Raw genomic sequence first — 23429 nt, 5'->3', positions numbered from 1 at the left:
ATAGGCGGAAAGCAGCCATACATGCGTGTTTATGGGCAAGGGAACGTCGCTATAGGGCGGAAAGCGACGAAAAAGGAGTGTCTGAAATGAGCAGAGATTCTCATCAGAGAGAACGCGAGGATACGTATGCGCTCGATCCTGAGGATACAGCGGAGATGCTTCGCCTGATGAACCAGGATCGACTTGTTACTCAGGGAATGGGGGGACTATTTCCTGAACTCGATAATCAGCTCCCTAAAGGCTACGAGCGTATTATCGATATTGGCTGTGGACCAGGAAACTGGGTCTTGAATGTGGCATACGAATATCCTGAGGTTGAAGTTGTTGGACTGGATGTCAGTAAACGTATGATCAAGTACGCTCACACTCAGGCACAGACTGAGGGCAGAGAGAACGCTATTTTTATGGAAGGTAACGTGCTAAAGCAGCTACCCTTTCCCGATAACTCGTTTGACCTGGTCAATGCGCGCTTTATGGTTGGCGTGATTATGCGTGATGTATGGCCGCAGGTTATGGAAGAGCTCTATCGTATTGTACGGCCTGGTGGCATTATTCGCCTGACCGAGCCAGATGATATGGGAACGTCTAATAGCCTGGCCCTGGAAGAGTTGATGTGTTTCGCAGCCATGGCGCTTCATCAACTGGGCTATGGTTTCTCGCCGCATGGCCGCTCCTTTGGCATTACACCTCTGCTGGGCAAGTTTTTGCATGATGCAGGATGTGAGCAAATTCAACATCGTCCACACGCCTTTGACTTCTCATATGGCACCACATTTAACCAGAGCCAGTATGAGAACTGGCGTAGCGGCTTTATGAGTTTATTGCCCCTATTTAAAAAGTGTAATCTGACGACGGATGAAGAGTTTCAGATTCTTTATGAGCGCATGCAACAGGAGATGCTTTCAGAGAACTTTCGTGCCCTCTGGTATATGTTGACCGCCTGGGGCATAAAACCCTTCAAACTCGAAGAGGCTGCCTTCCAGGTTGCGGAAGAAGCAATCAAGCATAAGGAATCACAGCCCCTCGTCGAAGCGATAGCCGAAATTTAGCGAAATAAAGACGAATTTATAAGAAAATATACCAAAGAGGGTGTATAGAGGTAATGTGTGGGCTATGGCTCACACATTACCTCTATACACCCTCTTTTTAAGCGTCACAAACGCGAAAAGTTCTTCTGAAAGTCAAACTCTCCGATATTTTTATTTTGTATCACTTAAAGCCTTGACAAGTATTCAGAAGTAATGGTAATTACTTTATAGTAATGTAAAGTAATTCATAGTGATAGGGAGTTAGCAAAAAGCGAGGTTTGTTATGGGTCCTTTACTCACTTCAGATGAGCTAGCCGCCATTCTCAAGGTCGATGTCGTTACCATTCGCCGCCTGGTCAATCGCCAGGAGATCACGGCCTACCGCGTAGGCAATGAGTTTCGCTTTACCGAGACCGAACTGGAGCAATACTTGCAGCGCCAGCGCCTCCCAGCCAAAGGTGAGCGCTCCGAGCCTAATGGTTTTCAAGGCTTTATGCGTAGATTAATGGGTAAGCCGACAGGCGGACATGATCGCTTCGAGCGCTTCACCAGGCGCGCTCGTAATGTTTTAGCCCTGGCCCAAAAGGAGGCGGTTGGTCTCAATCATAACTATATTGGCACTGAACATCTATTGCTTGGTTTGATAAAAGAAGATGGAGGTATCGCAGGGCGTGTATTACATGAACAAGGCGTAAGCCTGGAGCAGGTACACGAGCGAATCACCTCTATTATTGGCAAGGGGGATAAACCATCCGCTGGCGAAGGAACTTTGACACCACGTTCAAGAAAAGTTATCGAATACGCGGTCGATGAGGCCAAGCGTCTTGGGCATTCCTTTGTCGGCACTGAGCATATCCTCTTAGGCCTTATTCGTGAAGGTGAAGGTATCGCTGCCCACGTGCTCCGAGATGTCTTGCGTACTGAGCGGCTAGATAGCGTGCGTGAAGCGGTGTTACGCATACTCGACCAGGAGGGCGTGATCGCCGAAAATATTCCTCCTATTCCCGAAGAAGCCAATTCGCTTCTCGGTGAGCAGGAGGAGGCCCTGACCTGCTCCGTTTGCAGAGCTCGTTGCCCCACCTACTTCCACTACTGCTTCAACTGCGGCGCCCCTTTCGAAGCCTAAACCATGCAGGGTCAGAGCTTGCTCTGACCCTACAGAAAAATTGTATCACTCACACAAGGCAGGGATGTAAAAACGATGGCGGAAGATTCCACTCAATCAGGCGAGCTTAGCCCGAAAAGCGCGAGAGTCTGTGGCGTAATTCAGCCTTTAACATTTTCTGGTTTGGACAGATATGCTCCACTTTTGGTGATGCCTTTGCCAGTATCGCGCTTCCGCTTCTCGTGCTGGAGGCGACCGGTTCAGTAGCGCAAATGGGGCTGGTAACGGCTATTTTCAGTGCAGGTGTTGTGTTGACAGGTATTTTCGCGGGCGTGATTGTAGATCGTTCTGAGCAACGCAGATTACTTCTGGCTTGCGATATATTACGCATGCTCTGCTATCTGCTTATCCCTTTTACCTGGTGGTTGGTGGGGCCGCGTCTGGTGGTACTCTATCTCGTAACAGCACTGGTTTCTTGTCTGGGAATGCTTTTCCGAGTTGGGTATATGGCCCTTGTCCCCAGGATGGTTGGCTCTGCTTATATCGCAGAGGCTAATGGTCGTCTAGAGGCTAGTTATGCCTTTATGTCCATTGTTGGCACCTTCCTGGCGGGCCTTGTCGTGAGTAAGTTTGGTGCTCCAGGTGCTATCGTAATCGATGCATTGACCTTTGGTCTCTCGGCTCTCTCCCTCTTTTTCGTACGGTTACGAGCAGCCAGGCCTATTCAGCAGGAAGAGATTGAGCCTTCCCTCTGGTTACGTTTCCTGGCGGGGTGGCGCTTTCTCTGGCAACAACCGACTCTGCGTTCGATTACTATCTTGTTGACGCTTCTCTCAACTCTGATGGCGGCGGTCACAGATATCTTTATTTTTCATATAAAACACGATCTGGGGCAGAATGATACAACTGTAGGTCTCGTCTTTGCCCTGGCGACCATTGGTGCTATCCTCGCGGGTTTGACAATGCCATTTCTACGCAAGCGCCTGGGTTTTGCCACCTGCTGGATTGGTGGCAATATCTTGAATAGTCTCTCTCTTCTCTTGATGGGACTGGCGATTAACCTTTCCTGGCTTGTGCTTATTGGGATATGTTTTATGTTTACCAGTACCCTGGCTAGTATTTGTTCTGTCTCTTTGCGCCAGGAGATTACGCCTGGACCCCTCCTGGGGCGTGTGACCTCTGCTTTCTGGACTATTCACTATGCCCTGGCTCCTTTAGGTGCTATCTCAACAACCTGGATCTCCGAGCGTATTGGAGTGCCGCTAGCTGGAGTCATTCTGGGGAGTCTCTGCCTGCTTATAAGCCTGAGTGCTCTTTTGACACCCCTTAGGCGCTATTAATGCGCAAATTCAATGCGGCAGGCCAGGCTAAAGTATCCACCCTTGATCTGGTAGCCCAGTTTGCGGTTAATTGCCAGCATGGCGGCATTCTCGGCATCGTTGCGTGTGAGGATATAGTCGGCGCGGCGCTGGCGGGCGTAGCGGATGGCAAGGAGCTTGAGTGCGAGCGCGATGCCTCGGCCTCGATAGGCCCGCTCGACGCCCGTAAATGTATTGTGCATCGAGTTGCAGTTTATGTAATGGCCCACAGTAGCTGTGCCCACCCAGCGTTCGCCATCAGCGGCGATGAACTGGCCCTCCGGGCGAAACCAGGGCGCGAGAAAGAGCATGCGCTGAAAGTCATGAAATGAGGAGATAGAGACGCGTTTCTTGTGAGCCGAGTTTGAGCCAGTCTCATAAATACGCCGGTGTAAGTCGTATAGCCATCTCTGGTGCTCATTTGTCGCCTCTATATCAGCCAGGGTAAAGAATTGGATGCCAGAGGCTTGCAGGCGCTCGGGGAAATCATGGAAGCGCGCATCGTCGAAGTCAGAGAGATAGAGCCAGGATTCCAGGGTATAGCTGGTCAGGGTAAAGCCACGGTGGAGCGCGAACTCCAGGCCGGGCGCGGAGTTATCGCGCACCTGGGTGATAAGTAGATTAGCCTTTTGTGTGTCCAGAAATGCGAGCGCATGGTCATACAAGGCGCTACCGATTCCGCGACGTCGCCATGCGGGATCGACGACAATAGAGACCCAGAATTGACCTCTATGCACCCATGGATTATGCAGAATTTGCGAAAATCCCAGTACGCTATTTTGTGTACTGATCGCAAGTGTGGTATGTTGAACTTGAGCGGGGGGAGCACTTTGCTGGCGTGCGAGGAGCATGTCTGGACTGACTGGCTCAAGCTCCGTTGTACTCAGCAGGTCAGCAAGGCGAGGATAGTCCTGGTTTGGATTGAGGGTGCGTAATCGGATGTCCATAAAATGGCCTTTCTTCTGCTACAAAGGAAGCAACAACTATCCCACCTCTTTTCTATTGTACTCTGAACCTGAGTGGTCTCTAATAGTGTAAACGCTAGAATATGCACATTCTTGCTTGGAAAGGCCTCTAAATATTGGAAGAGTTATCAGCGCAAGAGCTTAATGCCGCCATGGAAGCCAACTCGGTTGGATATCTGACCTACTTTGCTGCGCGTACCCCTGGCATGCGAGTAGTGGATGAAGGCGATCTCCTGCTCGTGGACTCTGGCGTGGCCTCGGATACCTTTAACTATATCTGTCGCGCTCAATTAAATGCCAATCAGGTTCAGGCGCGTACGCAGGAAGCTATCTCCTACTTCACCGCACGCGGCTTGCCTGTCGCCTGGTGGGTTGGACCAGCCAGCCAGCCAGGAAACCTGGGCGCTTACCTGGAACAGGCTGGACTGGATTCTGTGGAGGTGGATGAGGGGATGGTAGCCGACCTGCGTGCTCTGCCACGCGCTGTGACGGTTCCAGAGGACCTCTCTATCCAACGTGTGAGTTCATCCCAGCAATTAGAACAGTTTGCCCAGGCCGTCTCACGGGTCTTTGAACCACCTGATACCAATGTCCACCTCTTCTACAAGCGTGTTGAAGCGGTAGCCTTAAGCCAGGATGGTCCCCTGCGCCTCTTTCTTGGTTACTGGCGCGGCGAGCCAGTGGCGACGAGTGCCGTTTTCCTGAATGCCGGGGTCGCGGGTATTTACTCCGTAGCCACTGCTCCTCACGCGCGTAAACGTGGTATTGGTACAGCGCTCACACTGGCCGCGCTCCAGGACGCGCGAGCTGTGGGCTATACTATCGGTGTCTTACAGGCCTCGGGCGAAGGCCAGCGTATCTACCAGCGTCTTGGCTTTCGCACGACCTGTCTCTTCAAAGTCTATCAGTAAACTACCTATCCGAAACCCTGAGCGCTAAGCGCTAGTCACGAGAGTGACGCCTGCCCCCGAATGGGGGTAGGGTTTCGGAATAAGAGCTAAGAGGTTATCTTATGCAAAATCTCTCTTCATTATTTGCGCTCAATGGACAGACCGCTATTGTCACGGGTGGTAGCGGTGTGCTAGGAAGTGCGCTGGCCCAGGGGCTAGCAGGAGCAGGCGCACGCGTCGTCGTCATAGGTCGGCGCCTGGAGGCCTGTGAGAATGTTGTGCGTACTATCCAGGCCAATGGCGGTGAGGCCCTTGCTCTCGCCTGTGATGTGACCAGCAAATCAGACCTGGAACGCGCTCTCGAACAGATACAGCAGCACTTTGGTGGCATCGATATCCTTGTCAATGGTGCGGGAGGCAATCAGCCAGCTGCGACCGTCTCACCCGGGCGGTCCTTTTTTGAACTGGATGAGCAGGCTGTCAATACCGTTTTCGGCCTTAACTTTCAGGGGACCCTGCTTCCATGCCAGGTTTTTGGGCGCCTTATGACCAGCCAGGGCCACGGAAGCATAATCAATATATCTTCTATGGCCTCGCTACGCCCCCTGACACGCATCGTTTCCTACGGCGCGGCCAAGGCAGCAATCAATAACTTTACGCAGTGGCTGGCTGTGCATATGGCCCAGGAGTACGATGCACGTATCCGTGTGAATGCTATCGCTCCCGGTTTCTTTCTTACTGAGCAGAATCGTTTTCTGCTGACAGATGAGCAGGGCGCGCCTACCGCGCGTGGCCAAGCCATTCTCTCGCATACCCCCGCGGGACGCTATGGTCAACCCGAAGATCTCGTAGGTACGCTACTCTGGCTCGTCAGCCCTGCTGCTGCTTTCATCACTGGCATTGTAGTTCCCATTGATGGTGGCTTCGCAGCCTTCAGCGGTGTCTAATCTAAAAAACATATCAATCCCTATGGTACGCGCTCTCTCTGACTGGTCAGAGGGAGCGCGTACCATAGGGATTGGTGGGTGTTGGTGCTACAGATGTGCTACTGTTCTAGGCGGATGCTCTCAAGTGTGGGCAGGAATGTGGATAGCCAGGAGATGTGTTCGGGGAGTGCGACCTCTGGCTCGGGGATCTCAGGATGCCACATCTTCTCCCACTCTACTGAGATCCAACCATTATAGCCCAGAAGCTTGAGTTGTGTCAGTTGATCGGCCACAGGTACCTCACCATCGCCCAACAGCCTCAATTCCCAGCCATTGTCTGTTGTACGTACCGCATCCTTGACATGGTAATGGGCGATCCGTGAGCCCAACTCGTGAATCACCTCTTCCGATGTCTCACCGACACGGTAGGTATGCATGCTATCCCAGAGGGCCGCGATATTGGGCGATTGCACCTTGTTCAGTACTCTGGCGACGCGATAGGCTGATGAAAAGGCGTCATGCGTCTCCAACGCTATCGTAACGCCAGCCTGTTCGGCCTCCGCAGCCACAGCCTTTAGCTCTTCAGCGATCAAGTTATTTACCTCTTCTTCAGAGGGTTCGGCTACGCTGCCAGCCTTGTTTTGTCCACCAAAGACGCGGAGCAAGGGTATATGTAGCTCTCCTGCCAGTCCGATCCAGGCGCGCATTCCCTCGATCTGGGCCTGTCTCTCCTCCTCAGTAGGCCGGTTGAGAGTACACGATGTGTCGATGGCGCATATCTCCAGCCCAGCATCACGTATCTGCTTGACCGCTTCACCAATTTTTACACGGTCACGCTCAAGTTCTAACACAGTATTGTCCAGCACGCGCAACTCCAGGCCATGATAACCAAGCTGCTGAGCAGTCGTGATAATCTGCTCCAGGCTCCAGTTGGGACAGGAGAGCGTACTAAAGGCAATCTTCATATTACACACCTCTTTCTTCAGCGTCGTCGATATTTTGCTACTTCATTATACGCGCATCTAAGGCTGCTTGCGTTTCAAGCCAGGGGAATAAACGATGCATCAACTCGTTTCTATGTATTGCCTATCGAAAACCTGAGCTCGGTAGCGCTAGTCACGGCAGTGACGTTGGCTTTCGTGTAAGAAGATAGTGGGCTGGGCTACTATGACGTGTGTAGACTTATTATGACGCTTGTTTGCTTGCGCTCACAGCGCTTGCCTATTAATCCAAAAAGGAGAGTTCATCATGAGTGATAAAAATATGCAGGTTTTATTCGCGAACCGGCCCAAAGGGTGGGTGCAGGAGAGCGACTTTAAAATTGTCGAGAGCGAGATTCCCCAGCCCAAAGAGGACCAAGTCCTGGTCAAAAATATTTATCTCTCGCTTGACCCCTACATGCGTGGTCGTATGAGTGCTGGCAAATCCTATACCGCTCCCATGGAGATTGGTGATGTGATGGTTGGCGGTACAGTCGGCGTGGTTGTTGAGTCTAAGAATGAGCAATTTAAGCCGGGTGATGTTGTACTTGGCTATTTTGGTTGGCAGCAATACGGCCTCTCAAACGGGAAGGGCCTGCTGAAGGTACCTGCGGACAAAATCCCCCTCTCCGCCTTTCTGGGTGTGTTGGGCATGCCTGGCATCACCGCCTGGGTTGGCCTGAACATGATTGGCGAACCCAAACCTGGCGAAACGGTCGTCGTTTCGGCTGCCTCGGGCGCGGTCGGTAGCGTCGTTGGCCAGCTCGCCAAAGCGAAGGGCTGCCGTGCCGTGGGTATCGCGGGTGGCAATGCCAAATGTGATTATGTCGTCAATGAGCTTGGCTTTGATGCCTGCGTCGATTATAAAGCCGGAAACCTGGACCAGGATCTCAAGCAGGCTGCTCCCAATGGCATCGACATCGACTTTGAGAACGTCGGCGGCGAAATTCTCGATACTGTGTTGACGCAACTCAACGCGCACGCGCGCATCCCGCTCTGTGGTTTTGTATCGCAATATAACGTGACTGAGCCGTATCAGTTGCGCAACTTCGGAGCCTTCCTCGCCAGCCGTGTCAAGCTTCAGGGCTTTATTGTTGGAGAACATATGAACTTATGGCCGCAGGCGCAGCAGGAGCTAACGCAACTCTATACCTCGGGCAAACTCAAGTATCGCGAAAGCGTCGCCGAAGGCCTGGAGAATGCTCCCAAAGCCTTTATTGGTATGCTCAAAGGCGAAAACTTCGGCAAGCAGCTCGTAAAAATCGCCGATCGCTAACCCCACGATCGACAAATGTAGGGTCCATGCTTGCATGGACTAACGCCCCCAGCCCAGTAGCCCGCTACTTGCGTACGCGGCTACTGGGCTGGGGGCATTACCCATATGGGTGGGTCTATTTGCACAGCTTGACAGTGCCGGGAGGCTGTGGGATAATGCCCTCACTCCAAACACACGGTAAACAGCGACAATCACCGGCCTGATTGGTGCTCCTGTCCGATTTACCCGGCGTCCGTACCTCGCTTTTGAAGCGCAGGATCGCAGATGCTCAGGTGCCACGCTAAGGTGGCTCGCCACGGGTACTTTCCCCGCTGCATGACACGTTCTCTCCAGAGAAGAGTGGACGTGGCTTTGTGCTGTCTCTGACAGGATGCAGGAGGGTCCCTGACCAGATTTTGCACGACTGAAAACGGGTTTTCAGCGATCGCAAAAAGAAGTCAGAAAAGTACTTGACAAAGCACAAATAGTATGCGATACTGACACAGTCAACGGCGAACACGAACACCGCGAACGCCGGAGCGATACACAAGCGCAAGCCTATGGGCCTGCCGGGTTGCGGTTCATCACGCAAAAGAAGAACGAACCAGAGCACCCTGAACAACTGAAGAGTGGAATGCAGAAGTACAACGGAACTTCGTTGATTGAGCACCGCTCAATCGCGGAGAACACCGTTCCTGTCAATTCTGCGAACAAAGCAATGAAGTAACGACAACGTGCTTCTAGCCTGGACGCAAACTACATGATCATTACAGATACCTGTTGGTATCTGTGAGATACATTCATCACTTGAATGGCGAGTTTGATCCTGGCTCAGGATAAACGCTGGCGGCGTGCCTAACACATGCAAGTCGAACGCCCTCTCGCAAGAGAGGGAGTGGCGGACGGGTGAGTAACACATGGGTACCTGCCCCGAGGTGAGGAATACCGGCGAGAAATCGCCGACAATACCGCATATGTTCCTCTGGGAACAAAGCTCGCAAGGGCGCCTTGGGATGGGCCTGTGGCCGATTAGCTTGTTGGTGAGGTAAGAGCTCACCAAGGCCACGATCGGTAGCTGGTCTGAGAGGATGGTCAGCCACACTGGGATTGAGAACGGCCCAGACTCCTACGGGGGGCAGCAGTGAGGAATTTTCGTCAATGGGGGCAACCCTGAACGAGCAACGCCGCGTGCAGGAGGACGCTTTTCGGAGTGTAAACTGCTTTTCTTGGGGACGAGAACGGACGGTACCCAAGGAACAAGCCCCGGCTAACTACGTGCCAGCAGCCGCGGTAATACGTAGGGGGCGAGCGTTGTCCGGAGTTACTGGGCGTAAAGCGCACGCAGGCGGTTTCGTACGTCTGGAGTGACAGTTCCCGGCTCAACTGGGAAAGGTCTTCGGAAACGGCGAGACTTGAGGGCTTCAGAGGGACACGGAATTCCGGGTGGAGTGGTGAAATGCGTAGAGATCCGGAGGAACACCAATGGCGAAGGCAGTGTCCTGGGAAGCATCTGACGCTCAGGTGCGAAAGCTAGGGGAGCGAACAGGATTAGATACCCTGGTAGTCCTAGCCGTAAACGATGACCACTAGGTGTGGGAGGTATCGACCCCTTCCGTGCCGTCGCAAACGCAGTAAGTGGTCCGCCTGGGGAGTACGGTCGCAAGATTAAAACTCAAAGGAATTGACGGGGACCCGCACAAGCAGCGGAGCGTGTGGTTTAATTCGATGCAACGCGAAGAACCTTACCAAGTCTTGACATGCAGATGCACCAGCGGTAATGCGCTGTTCCTTCGGGACGTTTGCACAGGTGCTGCATGGCTGTCGTCAGCTCGTGTCGTGAGATGTTGGGTTAAGTCCCGCAACGAGCGCAACCCCTACTGCCTATTACATCTTCTAGGCGGAACTGCCCTCACGGGAGGAAGGCGGGGATGACGTCAAGTCAGCACGGCCCTTACGACTTGGGCGACACACACGCTACAATGGCCAGCAACAAAGGGATGCCAACCCGCGAGGGGGAGCCAAGCTCAAAAACCTGGTCTCAGTTCAGATTGCAGGCTGAAACTCGCCTGCATGAAGGTGGAGTTGCTAGTAACCGTAGGTCAGCACACTACGGTGAATACGTTCCCGGGTCTTGTACACACCGCCCGTCACACCACGAAAGTCGGCAACACCTGAAGCCGCCAGGCTAACTCTTCGGAGAGGCAGGCGTCGAGGGTGGGGTCGGTGATTGGGGTGAAGTCGTAACAAGGTAGCTGTACCGGAAGGTGCGGCTGGATCACCTCCTTTCTAGGGAGTCATCAGTGCTCACGTAGCACTGCACTCTCAGGTCGAACAGGAACGACCTGTCCGATTGTACCCTGCTTCCACTCTTGAGCGGTTCGGCCGCTGGTTTTTTCCAGATCCGAAGCCCGCATTGTACCTGAACAACCAAAGAAGTATCCTTCAATTTTGCTGAGCGAGCACGTTGGCATGCGAATGCCCAACCGTGACGTGAGTCATGTCACGCTCGTGACAGTGAAGAAAGAAGACCGAGAATCCCATACAACAAGGGTTAACACAAGAAGAAGCAGACAAGGCAGAACAAGCGAAACAGAGTACGAGGTGGATGCCTTGGCGCTGAAGACCGATGAAGGACGCGGAGACCGGCGAAACATTCAGGGGGAGCTGCATCCAAGCGATGAGCCCTGAGATTCCGAATGGGGCAACCCCTCCAGAGTCATGTCTGGAGACCTATCGCTGAACACATAGGCGATATGGAGGATCGTGGGTGAACTGAAACATCTCAGTAGCCTGCGTAAGAGAAATCAACCGAGATTCCCGTAGTAGTGGCGAGCGAACCGGGAAGAGCCCAAACCATCTATTCCTCGTGAATAGGCGGGGTTGTAGGACTTCCATCAGCACACTTTTCCTTACTCGAAGGCATTGGAACGTGCCACCAGAGGGGGTGAGAGTCCCGTAGAGGACGAGGAGAAGGGTGTGGGGAGAATCCTGAGTACCACGAGACACGTGCAATCTTGTGGGAAGCTGGGGGACCACCCTCCAAGGCTAAAGAACTTCAGCGACCGATAGCGAACAAGTACCGTGAGGGAAAGGTGAAAAGTACCCCGAGAGGGGGATGAAAGAGTCCCTGAAACCACGTACTCACAAGCAGTCAGAGGCCACTGTTCCACGAGGAACCAAGGGCTGATGGCGTGCCTTTTGTAGAATGATCCGGCGAGTGCATCGCACGTTGCAGGTTAACCAGCGCTAAAGCTGGGGAGCCAGAGGGCAACCGAGTCTCAAACAGGCGTGTATGTAGCGGCGATGCGACCCGAAACCGTGTGAGCTACCCATGAGCAGAGTGAAGCGGATGTAACAGTCCGTCGAGGCTCGAACCCACCAGTGTTGCAAAACTGGGGGATGACTTGTGGGTAGGGGTGAAATGCTAATCGAACACGGAGATAGCTGGTTCTCCCCGAAATGTATTGAGGTACAGCCGCGACCAAGAGCGTGGTGGAGGTAGAGCACTGGATAGGCTAGGGGCCCTGTGCGGGTTACCAACCCTACTCAAACTCCGAATGCCACTACGTGTTTATCGCGAGTGAGACGGCGGGGGCTAAGCTTCGTCGTCAAAAGGGAAACAGCCCAGACCATCGGCTAAGGTCTCCAAATCGATGCTCAGTGTCAAAGGGGGTCAATGCGCCCAAACAGCCAGGATGTTGGCTTAGAAGCAGCCATCATTTAAAGAGTGCGTAATAGCTCACTGGTCGAGTGCAATGGCACCGACAACGTATCGAGGCTCAAGCATCGTACCGAAGCCGTGGAATACAGCGAACAGCTGTATTGGTAGGGGAGCGTTCTCGACGCCTGAGAAGCCAGACCGCAAGGACTGGTGGAGGTAAGAGAAGTGAGAATGCCGGAATGAGTAGCGCAATGTCTGCGAGAACCAGACACACCGAATGCCTGAGGGTTCCTGGGCAACGTCAATCGTCCCAGGGTGAGTCGGGCCCTAAGCCGAGGGCGTCATGCCGTAGGCGATGGAAAGCAGGTCAGAGAATCCTGCACCGGAACATTTCGTTATGAGCAATGGGGGGACGCGGTAGGGAAGGTGAGCCGATCGAATGGACAGGATCGGTGCCTCTGCTGAAGCGCGTGACCGAGGAAAATCCCGGACACAGATGCGTGACACTGAGGCCGAGCGCCCGCAAGGGTGCGGAAGTCATTGGTCCCCAGGCCGTCAAGAAAAGCCTCTCGCCAGAAACTGTTCCGCCCGTACCGCAAACCGACACTGGTAGGCAGGGGGAAATCTCCCCAGGTGATCGAGCGACCCTCTGTTAAGGAACTCGGCAAATTAACCCCGTACCTTTGGAAGAAGGGGTGCCTGCGTAGCTGTGTGTGCTTGCACACATGGTGAGAAGGTTGCAAGAAATCGGCTCAAGCGACTGTTTACCAAAAACACAGGTCTCTGCGAACGCGAAAGCGGAAGTATAGGGGCTGACTCCTGCCCAGTGCCGGAAGGTTACGAGGAGTGGTGTGCGTAGCCACGAATCTAAGCCCCGGTGAACGGCGGCCGTAACTATAACGGTCCTAAGGTAGCGAAATTCCTTGTCGGGTAAGTTCCGACCCGCACGAAAGGAGTAACGACTTGAGCGCTGTCTCGACAGAGGACTCGGCGAAATTGAAGTACCCGTGAAGATACGGGTTACCCACGACAGGACAAAAAGACCCCGTGGAGCTTTACTACAGTTTGGCCTGGAAACGAAGTATGGTGTGCGTAGCATAGGTGGGAGCTTAAGAACTCATCCTTGTGGGGGTGAGGGAGGCAGCAGTGAAATACCACTCTCACCATGGTTTGTGTCTCACACGTCACCGTGATCCGGGACGTGAACAGGGCCAGATGGGTAGTTTGACTGGGGCGGTCGCCTCCCAAAGAGTAACGGAGGCGCCCAAAGGTTCCCTCAGGGTGGATGGACATCACCCTCTGTAGAGTGTAAAGGCACAAGGGAGCTTGACTGTAAGGCAGACAAGCCGAGCAGGGACGAAAGTCGGGCTTAGTGATCCCACATTCCCGTGTGGAAGGAGTGTGGCTCAACGGATAAAAGCTACCCCGGGGATAACAGGCTTATCTTGCCCAAGAGTTCACATCGACGGCAAGGTTTGGCACCTCGATGTCGGCTCGTCGCATCCTGGGGCTGGAGTAGGTCCCAAGGGTTGGGCTGTTCGCCCATGAAAGCGGCACGCGAGCTGGGTTCAGAACGTCGCGAGACAGTTCGGTCTCTATCCGTCGTGGGCGTCGGAAAAGTGAGGGGAGTCATCTTCAGTACGAGAGGACCGAGATGGCTTGACCGCTAGTGCGCCAGTTGGGGGGCCTCCTCCAGAGCTGGGTAGCTACGTCAAGAAGGGATAAGCGCTGAAAGCATCTAAGCGCGAAGCCGACCCGAAGATAACTTTTCCCACTCTCTTGGAAGAGTCAAGATCCCAGGAAGAAGACCTGGTGGATAGGCTGCGCGTGGACGCCTGGTAACAGGTGGAGCGGAGCAGTACTAATGATCGTACGGCTTGTTTCCCAACTGTTTCTTCGCAAAATGTATGGTGAGTCCTTGTGGTGTGTGAGAGCGGTCTAGGATCGGATCTGAGCACGAGCGAGAGGACATCGCGGCACGGGGAGCAGGAGCAGGCCAGCGTGGCTCAGCAAAATTGAGGGAATACTTCTTTGGACAGGTTACAAAAAGAAGAATGGAAACATCTACAAAAATCTTGATGTTTCCATTCTTCTTTTATTTTTTGGCGAGAATATATTGAGAAACATGAAGAAAGAGCAGAGCAGGGAGGAACGTATGCATATAAGAGACTTTCAAATAGAGGATTATGACGAAGTCGTAACGCTTTGGAAGCAGGCGGGGCTCGTATTGAGCTCATCAGACAATGTTGAAGGTATCAGGCAGAAACTCGAACGGGATGCAGACTTGTTTTTAGTTGCAGCCTCGGAGAGAGATATTATTGGTGTGGTGATGGGATGCTATGACGGACGGAGAGGATGGATCAATCACCTCGCTGTAGCGCCGAGTGCTCAAGGGCAAAGAGTGGGAGCCAGACTTATGCAGGAGGTGGAGCGTCGGTTGGCCGAGAAAGGTTGTGCTAAGGTTAATTTGTTAATTGAACCTACGAATGCTTCTGTTCAGGCATTCTATCAAAAGAATGGATACCAACGTGACGAATTGATTTTTATGGAGAAATGGTTATAAACTTTAATAAATGACATCTATATACTTGTGTGCTTTGATAATTGCCTGGCAGAAGGAAGACATGATGTTAATAGAAGTGCTGGGTGACTGCCTGGTTAGTAACCATATCGACTCTGTTCAACGCATTACGGCTGCGTATAATGAGAGAGACAACTAGCTATATGGGTTCTGATGAGTTGATAGCCTTGCCTGGCGCATACAATAACCTCCCTCTACAACTCACCTCGTTTATAGGGCGTATAGAAGAGATCGAAGCAGGTTGTGAGCTCCTCAAGCGCGATACTATTCGCCTGCTAACTCTCACAGGACCAGGAGGCGTGGGCAAGACACGCCTGGCTCTTCGTATTGCCGAGAAGATCTTGCCCACATTTACGCATGGCATTTGCTTTGTTCCTCTCGCCGCCGTGAATGATGTGGACCTGGTGTTGCCAGCCATCCTCCAGTCTCTATCGCTTAAAGAGAATGGCTCACAGTCGATTTTAGCATTACTTCAGGAGCGCTTGCGCCCTCTGCACGTACTTTTAGTGCTCGATAACTTCGAGCAGATTATAGGAGCTACGTCTGAGATCGAGCTTCTGCTCCGCTCGTGTCCTCACTTGCAGCTACTGGTTACCAGTCGCGCTCGATTGCATATCCAGGGTGAGCATGAGTATATAGTGGCTCCTCTGGCGCTGCCGGATGCACTAGAACCGACTTCGGAAAGCTCACTGGAGAGCTATCCGGCGGTCACTCTTTTCTGTGAGCGCGCTCGTGAAGCCCGTTTTGATTTCGCTCTCACGCCCGAGAACCAGAATGATATCATTGAGTTATGTAGACGTCTGGATGGTCTGCCCCTGGCGCTTGAGCTGGCCGCCGCTCATGCTAAATTGCTCTCCCCACGCGCCCTTCTGGAGCGTCTGAAGAGGCGCCAGCCACTTCCCTCTATTCGTCTTCGCAATATTCCTGCACGCCAGCGCACCCTGCGCGATACTATTGAGTGGAGCTACGAACTCCTGAATGAGGAGGAGCGTACCCTTTTTCGTCGCCTGGGCATTTTCTGTGCAGGCGGTACTATCGAGGCAATTGAGGGCCTCCATACGCTCCTGAGCGAGCCCGAGGCCCCTGATCTCTCGCTTGCGGCTTCGCTCCTGGATAAGAGCCTTCTCATTCAACGCGAGCAGGAAGCGGGTGAACCCCGCCTTTTTATGTTGGAGACTCTACGCGAATTTGCCCTGGATCAGTTGCTGGCCTGTGATGAAGCTGAGCAAGTGCAGGAGGCTCATGCGCGCTACTATCTAGAGTTGGTTGAACGGGCTGCGGAGCATTTACTCGGACCAGAGCAGGCATATTGGCTCTCTGTCCTTGAACATGACCATGAGAATATACGCGCTGCACTACGATTTTTTATAGAGCTACGCGATGGCTCATGTGCTCTTGGCCTTGCCGCCAGGTTGGTGCGTTTCTGGTCTATTCGGGGACACATCAACGAGGGATGTCAGTGGTTGCACAGCGCGCTCGCTCTCTCTGCCTCTTGTGAACTGCCCACGCTAGCCGAAGCCCTGGTTGGCGCCGCCTGGCTGGCCTCGCTCGCAAATGATATTTCCCAGGCCGAACAGCTCTGTAATCAGAGCTTACAAATCTTTCAAAGCCTGGGAAATAAACGCGGTGAGGGCCTGGCTCTGCATCGTCTCGCCCTCTTATACCTGACAAAAGGCGAGAAGAAGATGGCCCACAGCTTATTTATGCAGAGTATTGCCTACTATTGTGATGCTCTTGACCTTAACGGTCAGGCCTATTCGCTTATGGCTCTGGGTGGCTCGCAGCTTAATAGCGCCGAGAATGAACAGGCCGTGCTCTCGCTTAAAGAGAGCTTCCGGCTATTTAGAGAGGTGCGCAATATCGAGGGAGAGTCCTGGTCGCTCTCGATGCTGGCGCAATCCTTGCTCATGCAGGATGAAGAGGAGCAAGCCGCTGAATATGCTGAAGAGAGTCTGCGGCTTTTCAAGGTCATGGGCTTACGCGAAGGCATAGGACGTACCCTGAACCTACAGGCTATGCTCCACCTGCGGCGCGGCCAGAGCGAGCAGGCCGCTATTGCCCTTGAAGAGAGTGAGCGATTCTTTACCGCACTGTCGAGTCAGCGCTACCAGGCTCAGACGTGTTTCCTCCTGGCCTACACCTATGCTTTGCGTGACGATGAGATCCTGGTGGAGCGCTACTGGCGACGCTGCCTGAACCTCCTTCCCCTGGAAAAGAACCTGGGTAGTCTTCTAAATCTGCTTGAAGAACTTGTGCGCCTATCGACAGCACAGAGCAACTTCTTCTGGGGGGCACGCATCGCTGGCATGTGTGAGGGATTGCGTCAACGCGCTCCAGGCTCACCAGGCCAGGACGCCTTCCAGCCTGAAAAAGAATATATCGCCCGCCTGGACAAGCAGAGCGATCAGCAATCTCTCACACTGGCTTATGCTGAAGGGCAAAATCTGTCCTTAACAGAAGTCTTCACTGTACGCCACAGAGGACGGCCAGTTCCTCAAGATTCACCAATGACTCACTCTACCGATCTCAGCCAGCGCGAGCTAGAAGTGCTGCGCCTCCTGTCCCAGGGCCTGAGCAACAAGCAGATCGCTGCGCAACTGGTCATCAGCCCGCGTACCGTTGATGCTCATGTCCGCTCTATCTATAACAAGCTTGGCCTCAATTCGCGCGCCGCCGTGGCCCGCTACGCCCTCGAGCACCACCTCTGTTGATATATGATGACATAGCTTATGATGCATGAAAAAGGATACTCGAGAGAAAATCATTGAGACTATGCATAATAATGGAGGCCCAGAGGGATTTAGAGTAGTAAAAAGCTGCGGCAAAAATGGCGCCAAGAAGAAAAATCGAGAGCACATCATTGAGAGAGAGTATGTGTAGCGATATCCATCCGGGGAGATGTATTCCTAAAAATAACAGGGATGAGAATAGATTGGTTATCCAGAAATGCCACTTCTCTTGAAACTTCTGGAAAATAAAGCCGCGAAAAGGAATTTCTTCAACAAAGCCAATCAGGAAAGAAGTGCTCAGGATGCTGTTCCACGTTACATAGTGCATACTAAAATGTGGTAAACCGAAGCGGAGCATCATCCCAAGAAAATTCACCAGCGAAAGCGCCAGCCCTACTACTATGCCTCTGCGCCAATACTGCTTGAGTTTAAGATACTCAAAGGGATTAACTCGATCAATGTAGCGGAGATAGAGAAATACCGGTAGTACCCAGAGCAGCAACCTCAGACTAATATTGAGTATTGCATATACCAGGGTCGTATCACCGAGCGCTTCCATTCGTGGATAAATCCATAGAACCCAGCCCGTCCAGAGCGAGAAGAAAAGTAAGAGATAGATGATAAAGGGGAGGAAGGCCTTTTGAGGTTGTACTGTGTTCTCAAAAAGAGGCTTGCTTTGCGCTTTCATAAACTGGTTGCTCCTAATCCATTGCTTCCCTCCAGTTGTACCACGAGCTCATGCATTGAGTCAATGAAAACCATTTTATGTGTCTTATGTGTCTATAATCCCCCAAATTAGGTATTACCAATAGGCGAAATTACCGATGCTCGACAGGCGTGGCTCAAGGTATATTCTTCTCAGATAAACGTGAAGCCGTTATGTGCGAAAGGATAAAGCCATGGCCAGCGAAATCGTTAATAATCACACCTGGTCACACAAACGTTCTCTCGGTATAGAATTCCGCTCCCTTCCACAGCGTTACCTGCATATTACTATCCGGCCCTCCGTGATGCGCTTTGAGGAAGAGAAGTATGCTGCGAGCTGGGGAAGTACGTTTTTACAATTAATCACACTTGGCGTCATATGCGCCCTCCTCCAGGGGCTGGCTTTCTGGATAGATCCAAGCACCCTGGTGGGCATGACAGGCGGAGTGCAGCTGGGCGTGCTTATGCTTGCTTCCACTATTGGAATTGTGATCATTACCCCGTTATCGTTTCTCTTCTCGGCAGGAGTCATCTACCTCTTTGCGCGCTTGCTTAGAGGGAAAGGGGCTTACCTGGAACAGCTCTATACCATGACTCTCTTTGGCGTTCCCATGGTGATATTGAGCTACCTATTGCTCCTGTTGCCTGCGACTAGCAGCTGGCTCCCTTACCTGCCGCATGTGTACAGCCTCGTGCTGATGATCCTGGCTCTGCGTGCTGTCCATAACTTCTTGACTGGCCGTGCCATCATCACACTGCTGTTGCCTGTAGTTGCATTGCTGCTATTGATTGTCATCGGCGCCGTGCTGTACGTCGCGCTGGCCCACTAATCCCATGAACACGTACCGCTTCTTCAGTGACCCCTATACAAAGGAACAACTCGAAACATTCAATTAAAGAAGTTGTAGGGCCGATGCTTGCATGGATAATGCTTACAGCGGGAAAAGTCCATGCAAGCATGGACCCTACAACTTTCTAGAGAGGGGGAAAGGATTATATGCATATGCGAGATGCTCCCGCGCGAAGCGAGGGTGCCATCATCAACTTTCGCAAGCTTGTGGCCCTGGATATCGTCTTTCATAGGCCAGTGTTTATTATTGGCGAGTTCGCGCTGGCGGTCGTGGGTGCCAGTGCGCTGGGATTGTTCTCAATCTTTTTCTTCCTTGGGCGTGGCGTGTATCCCATCTTTGTTGGTTGCTACCTGCTGGGAATGGCGTTGAACTACGTGCCATTGCTGATCTATGCTATCGCTATTGCCAAGCGTAAGAGCGCGCGTGAGGAGGTCGCCTTTGAGGTGGAGCATAAAGGCAGATATGTACGCAGATATACGCTTCAATCGTTGCTGCTGCTGGTGCCATTACTGGTCTTCTTCTTGGCGCTCTACCAGGAGGCTCGGAGCCGCAGAAAGGAGATACTGAAACAGTTTTGACATAAGCACTCAATTGTGTTAAAATATGCTTATGCAGAACATATATGATATTCAAGCGTTTGGAAAACGTATTGGGAAGTCTACCAAAACGCTGCAAAAATGGGATCGTGAAGGCAAGCTCGTCGCCCATCGTTCTCCACAATCAAATAGGCGCTATTATACTCACGACCAGTATCTTGAGTATCGTGTGCTAAAAGCACCGGAGCAGGGACTTACCATTGCCTACTCACGCGTCTCTGGAATTGCTCAAAAGCCTGATTTAGTCAACCAAACAAAAGCGTTAGAAGCCTATTGTCATCAGCATTCGCTCAAGGTCGATGAATGGATGTCGGATATTGGCAGTGGGCTAAACTACAAACGCAAACAATTCAATCGGCTTATGGAGATGGTTGAACTTGGTCAGGTACGGCGTATCATTCTTGCTCATCGAGATCGGTTGGTTCGTTTTGGATATGAATACTTTGAAGCCTTTTGTGAGCGACATCATACCCAACTTATCGTCATCAATGGCGAAAATCTTTCTCCTGAACAAGAATTGGTACGTGACCTCATTGCTATCGTGACAGTCTTCTCTGCCAGATTACATGGACTGCGTTCCTACAAGAAAGCGATTAAGGATGCTGCTTTGCAAAAAGATCAGAATGAACGTTTCTGAGCAAGACGCGGCAACCCTTGAATTTATGCAAGGCAAGTGCAGGGGACTCTACAACTGGTGGGTGCTCAAGCTCAGAAATGGTGAGAAATGGGATCTCTACGATGCTAAGAAAAACCTACAAGAGAGCAAACAACATGATCCCGAGCTTGTTCAGGTGTATGGAAAGCTTTTACAAGAGGTCTACTATCGCCTCGATGGAGCCATGAAAGCTTTCTTTCGCAGAGTCAAAGCCGGAGAAGCACCGGGATTCCCACGGGTACGCCCACGGCATTCCTTTTTTACGCTTTGCTATCCCGCTATGTACCTCAAAATTGAAGGCGACAAGCTCATTTTGCCCACCGGAGGCAAGGGCAAAAACAAGCAATACTCCAACATCGTTGCGCGCTTGACTGAGATACCGCCTGAACAGTTTAAAGAAGTGGCGATCAGTCGAGATGGGAAGGGAAACTACTTCGCGTCATTTGTGAGAGAGCGCCAAGAGAAACAGCATGAGATAGATGGAATCGTTGCCTTTGATCTTGGCATCAAAACACTGGCAACTGGCGTAAATGAGCAAGGCAGAATCTACACGGTTGGCGGCTTTAAAGGATCACGCTGGTACAACAAACAACTCGACAAGATTCGATCCAAGCGTGATAAGTGTAAGAAAAAATCACGTCGGTATATCCATCTCAGTAAGGTTTACAAGCGCGTTTCCCAGAAGAAACGCAACAAACAACAGGATAGCTTGCATAAAGCATCCCATCTTATCAGCCACAACTTGGTTGAAAGAACTATTGTGGTTGGTGACCTTTCACAGAGGCAAATGGTTACGAAACAGCATGTAGAGCGCAATAAACATCTGAATCGAGCGGTCTATAACGAGTGGGGCTTGTACGCCTTTCTCGAAATGCTGAAGTACAAATGTGTCCTCTCTGGGAAAGAGTTGCATTTCTTAGATGAGCGCAACACGTCCAAGCAGTGTAGTGGCTGTGGCAATCTACAAGCCATGCCATTGTGGAAGAGAACGTATTGTTGCGTCGAATGTGGACTCGTCATAGATCGAGATGAGAACAGTGCACACAATATCCTGACGAGGTTCTTTGCGCGGCGAGCGCCACACACCGAAAGGTGCGGTGTGCTGCATACGCCCCAAAGCGGCGTAGATGTCACGATGGCATCCTGTGAGGGGCAAGTGCAGCAATTGAATTTGTTTGAGAGTGCGTAAGCACTTTTGAGGAGATTTAGAAAGGCAGTAGCTAACTGTGCAGAATATTCAGACTTATTCCGGACAAGAATTAAGCTGGACGCGAGCAAAGAGTAAGCCTCACCCATTCGAGCTAAAGGCTAGTGAAGAGCTTCTGATGAGAATTACGCTGCGTGGCAAGCTGGGCCAGGAGGCGTTGATCGAAGTGGAGCGCGGAGAGTGGATCTTTTCACGTAAGACCCTGGGGCAGGCAATCAATGTGCGTGACGCTGCCACACAAGAAGAGATCGCGCGCGTACGGCGGAGTATGAATGGTAGTGCTACCTGTTCTCTTAGAGGAGGTGACGAGTACCGCTGGGCCAACACGGGTTTCTGGCGTGGCGAATGGACCTGGTTTACCAGCGAGCGTGTGCCGTTGCTACGCACAGTCAGGGGGAAACGAGTGTATATAGAGGAGACGGCTCGTGACCTCTCTGAGTTAGCTTTGCTGGTCGCGCTTGCCTGGTACCTCAACCGTGCACAGGATGAGGATGCCGCCTGGATCACTGCGAGTGTAGTTCCCAGTGTGTAGTGTGCCACGCAAGCATAAAAAAAGAGAATGCCATGGGTGAGCCAGTAGGGTCCATGGCATTCCAGTGCGGTCGGAAGAAAGCAGTCAACGAGTTTTCTTCGACGGAACAAGGGAAAAACGTTTTTCGCGACCGTTCGCTTAGTCATCGTCGTCAGACGAGAAGGTGCTGTGGCAGCCAGGGCAATAGTATTGAAGATCGCCGTTTTCGTCGGTCTCGGGCATATCTTCGTCGATATCGACGAGCAGGATGCCATCTTCATCATCGTTTGGGCAACTGTGGTATTTAATCTGCTCCAGATTCATCTTGAGTCTCCTGTGTTTGAAACAAGCAACGACATACTCCGCGACGAGACCCATCCCTCTCGAAATTATTTGGTAAGAGGGTGCCTCTTGTAATTGGCGAACTGGGTGTCTTCTTCTCCGAAAACCCTGAGCGCGCTTGTCCCCGAATGGGGGAAGAGCTAGTCACGTGAGTGACGTTGGGTTTCGGAATAAGATCTGTATGCAATAGTTCGAACTTTGCTTCTGCCACTGACTCTATATGGTATTTTTTCGATCCTCAACTTCCCCCGACTTTCTGGTGCGGAAGTACTATCTTTTCATGCAGAAATTAGCGTCTCTGTCGTAGACAGAGTAATCGCGCTCAGCTTTCCGAGTGGTGGTATGTCGTTGTTGCCGTCATATCCAAAAAGACGTTTGAAATTTTTACTTTCGAAACATTGTTGCCATAAATAGGAAGAATATCGGCAAACTGTAGGAAAACGCCAAAACGCTGCAAATGACATTGTCATCCTTATGTCGAGCAAACATTCAATAACATGCTGGTAAGGGGATGTTGTGAGAAGTCACTATGAACGGTAGGGATGACCTTTTAGCAAAAACTTTGAAGATGTGAATAAAATACAATTAAAATGTACATAGAAAAGAGAAAGCAGAAGGAGCAAAAAGCATGAGCAACGACCTCAAGAATATGCCCGAATCCTACTGGAAAGAGAAGCTAACATCTGAGCAATACCAGGTCTGCCGCCTCAAAGGCACAGAGCGACCCTTCACTGGTGAGCTCTACTATAATCATAAAGAGGGAACGTATCAGTGCGTCGCCTGTGGTGAGCCGCTGTTCTACTCCGATAATAAGTATGACTCTGGCTGTGGTTGGCCCAGCTTCGATGACCCCGTGAGCAAGAGCAATGTCGAGTTTCACGAGGATAACTCCCATGGCATGCACCGTGTCGAGGTCACCTGCAAGAACTGCGGCTCGCACCTGGGCCATGTCTTCGATGATGGCCCCCGTGAGACGACAGGCCAGCGCTACTGCATCAACTCGGTCTCCCTCAAGTTTCAGCCCAAAGACCAGAAGTAAGGTCCAGCGAGTAGAAGATCGTCTGTGAAAGGAGGGATAATTGTT

Annotated in this window: 18 protein-coding genes and 2 rRNA genes; 16 read left to right on the top strand and 4 right to left on the bottom strand. The window is 51.9% G+C overall.

Annotated elements, in window-relative coordinates; all coding sequences use genetic code 11:
* The first annotated feature begins 86 nt into the window (after positions 1 to 86).
* The 3 genes from KTE_RS43690 to KTE_RS43680 all read left to right on the top strand — a co-directional run bounded on the left by KTE_RS43690 (position 87) and on the right by KTE_RS43680 (position 3473).
* Positions 87 to 1049, top strand: a complete 963-nt coding sequence (locus KTE_RS43690) for a class I SAM-dependent methyltransferase (RefSeq protein ID WP_236600995.1) — start codon at positions 87 to 89, stop codon at positions 1047 to 1049.
* Between the two features lie 262 nt (positions 1050 to 1311).
* A complete protein-coding gene (locus KTE_RS43685; RefSeq protein WP_201393327.1) occupies positions 1312 to 2154 on the top strand; it encodes a helix-turn-helix domain-containing protein in 843 nt (280 codons plus the stop codon).
* 128 nt (positions 2155 to 2282) lie between these two features.
* Positions 2283 to 3473 (top strand): MFS transporter, encoded by a 1191-nt coding sequence (locus KTE_RS43680; RefSeq protein WP_201394591.1) that lies wholly within the window; start codon positions 2283 to 2285, stop codon positions 3471 to 3473.
* On the opposite strand, the gene KTE_RS43675 is transcribed toward KTE_RS43680, so the two are convergent.
* Positions 3470 to 4438: a GNAT family N-acetyltransferase gene (locus KTE_RS43675; RefSeq protein ID WP_201393325.1), complete on the bottom strand. Its 969-nt coding sequence runs from the start codon at positions 4436 to 4438 to the stop codon at positions 3470 to 3472. The two genes, KTE_RS43680 and KTE_RS43675, sit on opposite strands and share 4 nt — an antisense overlap.
* A gap of 134 nt (positions 4439 to 4572) precedes the next feature.
* Between KTE_RS43675 and KTE_RS43670 the strand changes: the two genes are divergently transcribed.
* Together KTE_RS43670 and KTE_RS43665 are read left to right on the top strand one after the other, a co-directional pair.
* Positions 4573 to 5367: a GNAT family N-acetyltransferase gene (locus KTE_RS43670; protein WP_201393323.1), complete on the top strand. Its 795-nt coding sequence runs from the start codon at positions 4573 to 4575 to the stop codon at positions 5365 to 5367.
* Between the two features lie 101 nt (positions 5368 to 5468).
* Positions 5469 to 6293 (top strand): SDR family oxidoreductase, encoded by an 825-nt coding sequence (locus KTE_RS43665; protein ID WP_201393321.1) that lies wholly within the window; start codon positions 5469 to 5471, stop codon positions 6291 to 6293.
* A 98-nt stretch (positions 6294 to 6391) separates the two neighbouring features.
* Here KTE_RS43665 and KTE_RS43660 read toward each other — a convergent pair whose 3' ends face one another.
* Positions 6392 to 7237, bottom strand: coding sequence for a sugar phosphate isomerase/epimerase (locus KTE_RS43660; RefSeq protein ID WP_201393319.1), 846 nt, complete (start codon positions 7235 to 7237; stop codon positions 6392 to 6394).
* 283 nt (positions 7238 to 7520) lie between these two features.
* Between KTE_RS43660 and KTE_RS43655 the strand changes: the two genes are divergently transcribed.
* From KTE_RS43655 to KTE_RS43635, 5 genes are all read left to right on the top strand, one after another.
* Positions 7521 to 8528 carry an NADP-dependent oxidoreductase gene (locus tag KTE_RS43655; protein ID WP_201393317.1) on the top strand — a complete coding sequence of 336 codons (1008 nt, stop codon included), beginning with the start codon at positions 7521 to 7523 and terminating at the stop codon, positions 8526 to 8528.
* Between the two features lie 787 nt (positions 8529 to 9315).
* Positions 9316 to 10793 (top strand): 16S ribosomal RNA (locus KTE_RS43650).
* A 292-nt stretch (positions 10794 to 11085) separates the two neighbouring features.
* A 23S ribosomal RNA gene (locus tag KTE_RS43645) occupies positions 11086 to 14053 on the top strand.
* The 16S and 23S rRNA genes sit together here, the layout of an rRNA operon.
* Positions 14054 to 14293: 240 nt before the next feature.
* Positions 14294 to 14731, top strand: a complete 438-nt coding sequence (locus KTE_RS43640; protein ID WP_201393315.1) for a GNAT family acetyltransferase — start codon at positions 14294 to 14296, stop codon at positions 14729 to 14731.
* Positions 14732 to 14892: 161 nt separating this feature from the next.
* A complete protein-coding gene (locus KTE_RS43635; RefSeq protein WP_201393313.1) occupies positions 14893 to 17460 on the top strand; it encodes a LuxR C-terminal-related transcriptional regulator in 2568 nt (855 codons plus the stop codon).
* Between the two features lie 16 nt (positions 17461 to 17476).
* Here KTE_RS43635 and KTE_RS43630 read toward each other — a convergent pair whose 3' ends face one another.
* Entirely contained in the window at positions 17477 to 18166 is a 690-nt protein-coding gene (locus KTE_RS43630) for a CPBP family intramembrane glutamic endopeptidase (RefSeq protein ID WP_201393311.1), read from the bottom strand.
* Positions 18167 to 18377: 211 nt separating this feature from the next.
* Between KTE_RS43630 and KTE_RS43625 the strand changes: the two genes are divergently transcribed.
* The 5 genes from KTE_RS43625 (at position 18378) to KTE_RS43605 (ending at position 22024) form a co-directional block, all read left to right on the top strand.
* Positions 18378 to 19013 (top strand): YIP1 family protein, encoded by a 636-nt coding sequence (locus KTE_RS43625; RefSeq protein WP_201393309.1) that lies wholly within the window; start codon positions 18378 to 18380, stop codon positions 19011 to 19013.
* Between the two features lie 173 nt (positions 19014 to 19186).
* On the top strand, positions 19187 to 19612 hold the full coding sequence (locus tag KTE_RS43620; protein WP_201393307.1) for a hypothetical protein: 426 nt from the start codon (positions 19187 to 19189) through the stop codon (positions 19610 to 19612).
* A gap of 31 nt (positions 19613 to 19643) precedes the next feature.
* Positions 19644 to 20267: an IS607 family transposase gene (locus KTE_RS43615; protein ID WP_201394589.1), complete on the top strand. Its 624-nt coding sequence runs from the start codon at positions 19644 to 19646 to the stop codon at positions 20265 to 20267.
* Complete coding sequence (locus KTE_RS43610; protein ID WP_201393305.1) at positions 20230 to 21474, top strand: RNA-guided endonuclease TnpB family protein; 1245 nt, start codon at positions 20230 to 20232, stop codon at positions 21472 to 21474. Before KTE_RS43615 ends, KTE_RS43610 begins: the two co-directional genes overlap by 38 nt.
* A 136-nt stretch (positions 21475 to 21610) precedes the next feature.
* Entirely contained in the window at positions 21611 to 22024 is a 414-nt protein-coding gene (locus KTE_RS43605) for a hypothetical protein (protein ID WP_201393303.1), read from the top strand.
* 138 nt (positions 22025 to 22162) lie between these two features.
* Here KTE_RS43605 and KTE_RS43600 read toward each other — a convergent pair whose 3' ends face one another.
* Positions 22163 to 22327: a hypothetical protein gene (locus KTE_RS43600; RefSeq protein WP_007919565.1), complete on the bottom strand. Its 165-nt coding sequence runs from the start codon at positions 22325 to 22327 to the stop codon at positions 22163 to 22165.
* Between the two features lie 646 nt (positions 22328 to 22973).
* On the opposite strand from KTE_RS43600, the gene msrB reads away from it, so the two are divergent.
* The gene (gene msrB, locus KTE_RS43595) at positions 22974 to 23384 is read left to right on the top strand and encodes a peptide-methionine (R)-S-oxide reductase MsrB (protein ID WP_201393301.1); all 411 of its coding nucleotides are present in this window, start codon (positions 22974 to 22976) and stop codon (positions 23382 to 23384) included.
* Positions 23385 to 23429 lie beyond the last annotated feature (45 nt).

It is taken from the genome of Ktedonobacter sp. SOSP1-85, from assembly GCF_016587415.1.
GTDB lineage: Bacteria > Chloroflexota > Ktedonobacteria > Ktedonobacterales > Ktedonobacteraceae > Ktedonobacter.
This window is presented reverse-complemented; position numbering and strand designations above follow the sequence as displayed.

Excerpts from the sequence above, each read along its gene's own strand:
- KTE_RS43615 (WP_201394589.1), top strand. The coding sequence starts at position 19,644 with ATGCAGAACATATATGATATTCAAGCGTTTGGAAAACGTATTGGGAAG.
- KTE_RS43675 (WP_201393325.1), bottom strand. The coding sequence starts at position 4,438 with ATGGACATCCGATTACGCACCCTCAATCCAAACCAGGACTATCCTCGC.
- KTE_RS43600 (WP_007919565.1), bottom strand. The coding sequence starts at position 22,327 with ATGAATCTGGAGCAGATTAAATACCACAGTTGCCCAAACGATGATGAA.
- KTE_RS43635 (WP_201393313.1), top strand. The coding sequence starts at position 14,893 with ATGGGTTCTGATGAGTTGATAGCCTTGCCTGGCGCATACAATAACCTC.
- KTE_RS43625 (WP_201393309.1), top strand. The coding sequence starts at position 18,378 with ATGGCCAGCGAAATCGTTAATAATCACACCTGGTCACACAAACGTTCT.
- KTE_RS43655 (WP_201393317.1), top strand. The coding sequence starts at position 7,521 with ATGAGTGATAAAAATATGCAGGTTTTATTCGCGAACCGGCCCAAAGGG.
- KTE_RS43605 (WP_201393303.1), top strand. The coding sequence starts at position 21,611 with ATGAGAATTACGCTGCGTGGCAAGCTGGGCCAGGAGGCGTTGATCGAA.
- KTE_RS43630 (WP_201393311.1), bottom strand. The coding sequence starts at position 18,166 with ATGAAAGCGCAAAGCAAGCCTCTTTTTGAGAACACAGTACAACCTCAA.
- msrB (WP_201393301.1), top strand. The coding sequence starts at position 22,974 with ATGAGCAACGACCTCAAGAATATGCCCGAATCCTACTGGAAAGAGAAG.
- KTE_RS43610 (WP_201393305.1), top strand. The coding sequence starts at position 20,230 with ATGCTGCTTTGCAAAAAGATCAGAATGAACGTTTCTGAGCAAGACGCG.
- KTE_RS43685 (WP_201393327.1), top strand. The coding sequence starts at position 1,312 with ATGGGTCCTTTACTCACTTCAGATGAGCTAGCCGCCATTCTCAAGGTC.
- KTE_RS43620 (WP_201393307.1), top strand. The coding sequence starts at position 19,187 with ATGCGAGATGCTCCCGCGCGAAGCGAGGGTGCCATCATCAACTTTCGC.
- KTE_RS43665 (WP_201393321.1), top strand. The coding sequence starts at position 5,469 with ATGCAAAATCTCTCTTCATTATTTGCGCTCAATGGACAGACCGCTATT.
- KTE_RS43660 (WP_201393319.1), bottom strand. The coding sequence starts at position 7,237 with ATGAAGATTGCCTTTAGTACGCTCTCCTGTCCCAACTGGAGCCTGGAG.
- KTE_RS43690 (WP_236600995.1), top strand. The coding sequence starts at position 87 with ATGAGCAGAGATTCTCATCAGAGAGAACGCGAGGATACGTATGCGCTC.
- KTE_RS43640 (WP_201393315.1), top strand. The coding sequence starts at position 14,294 with ATGAAGAAAGAGCAGAGCAGGGAGGAACGTATGCATATAAGAGACTTT.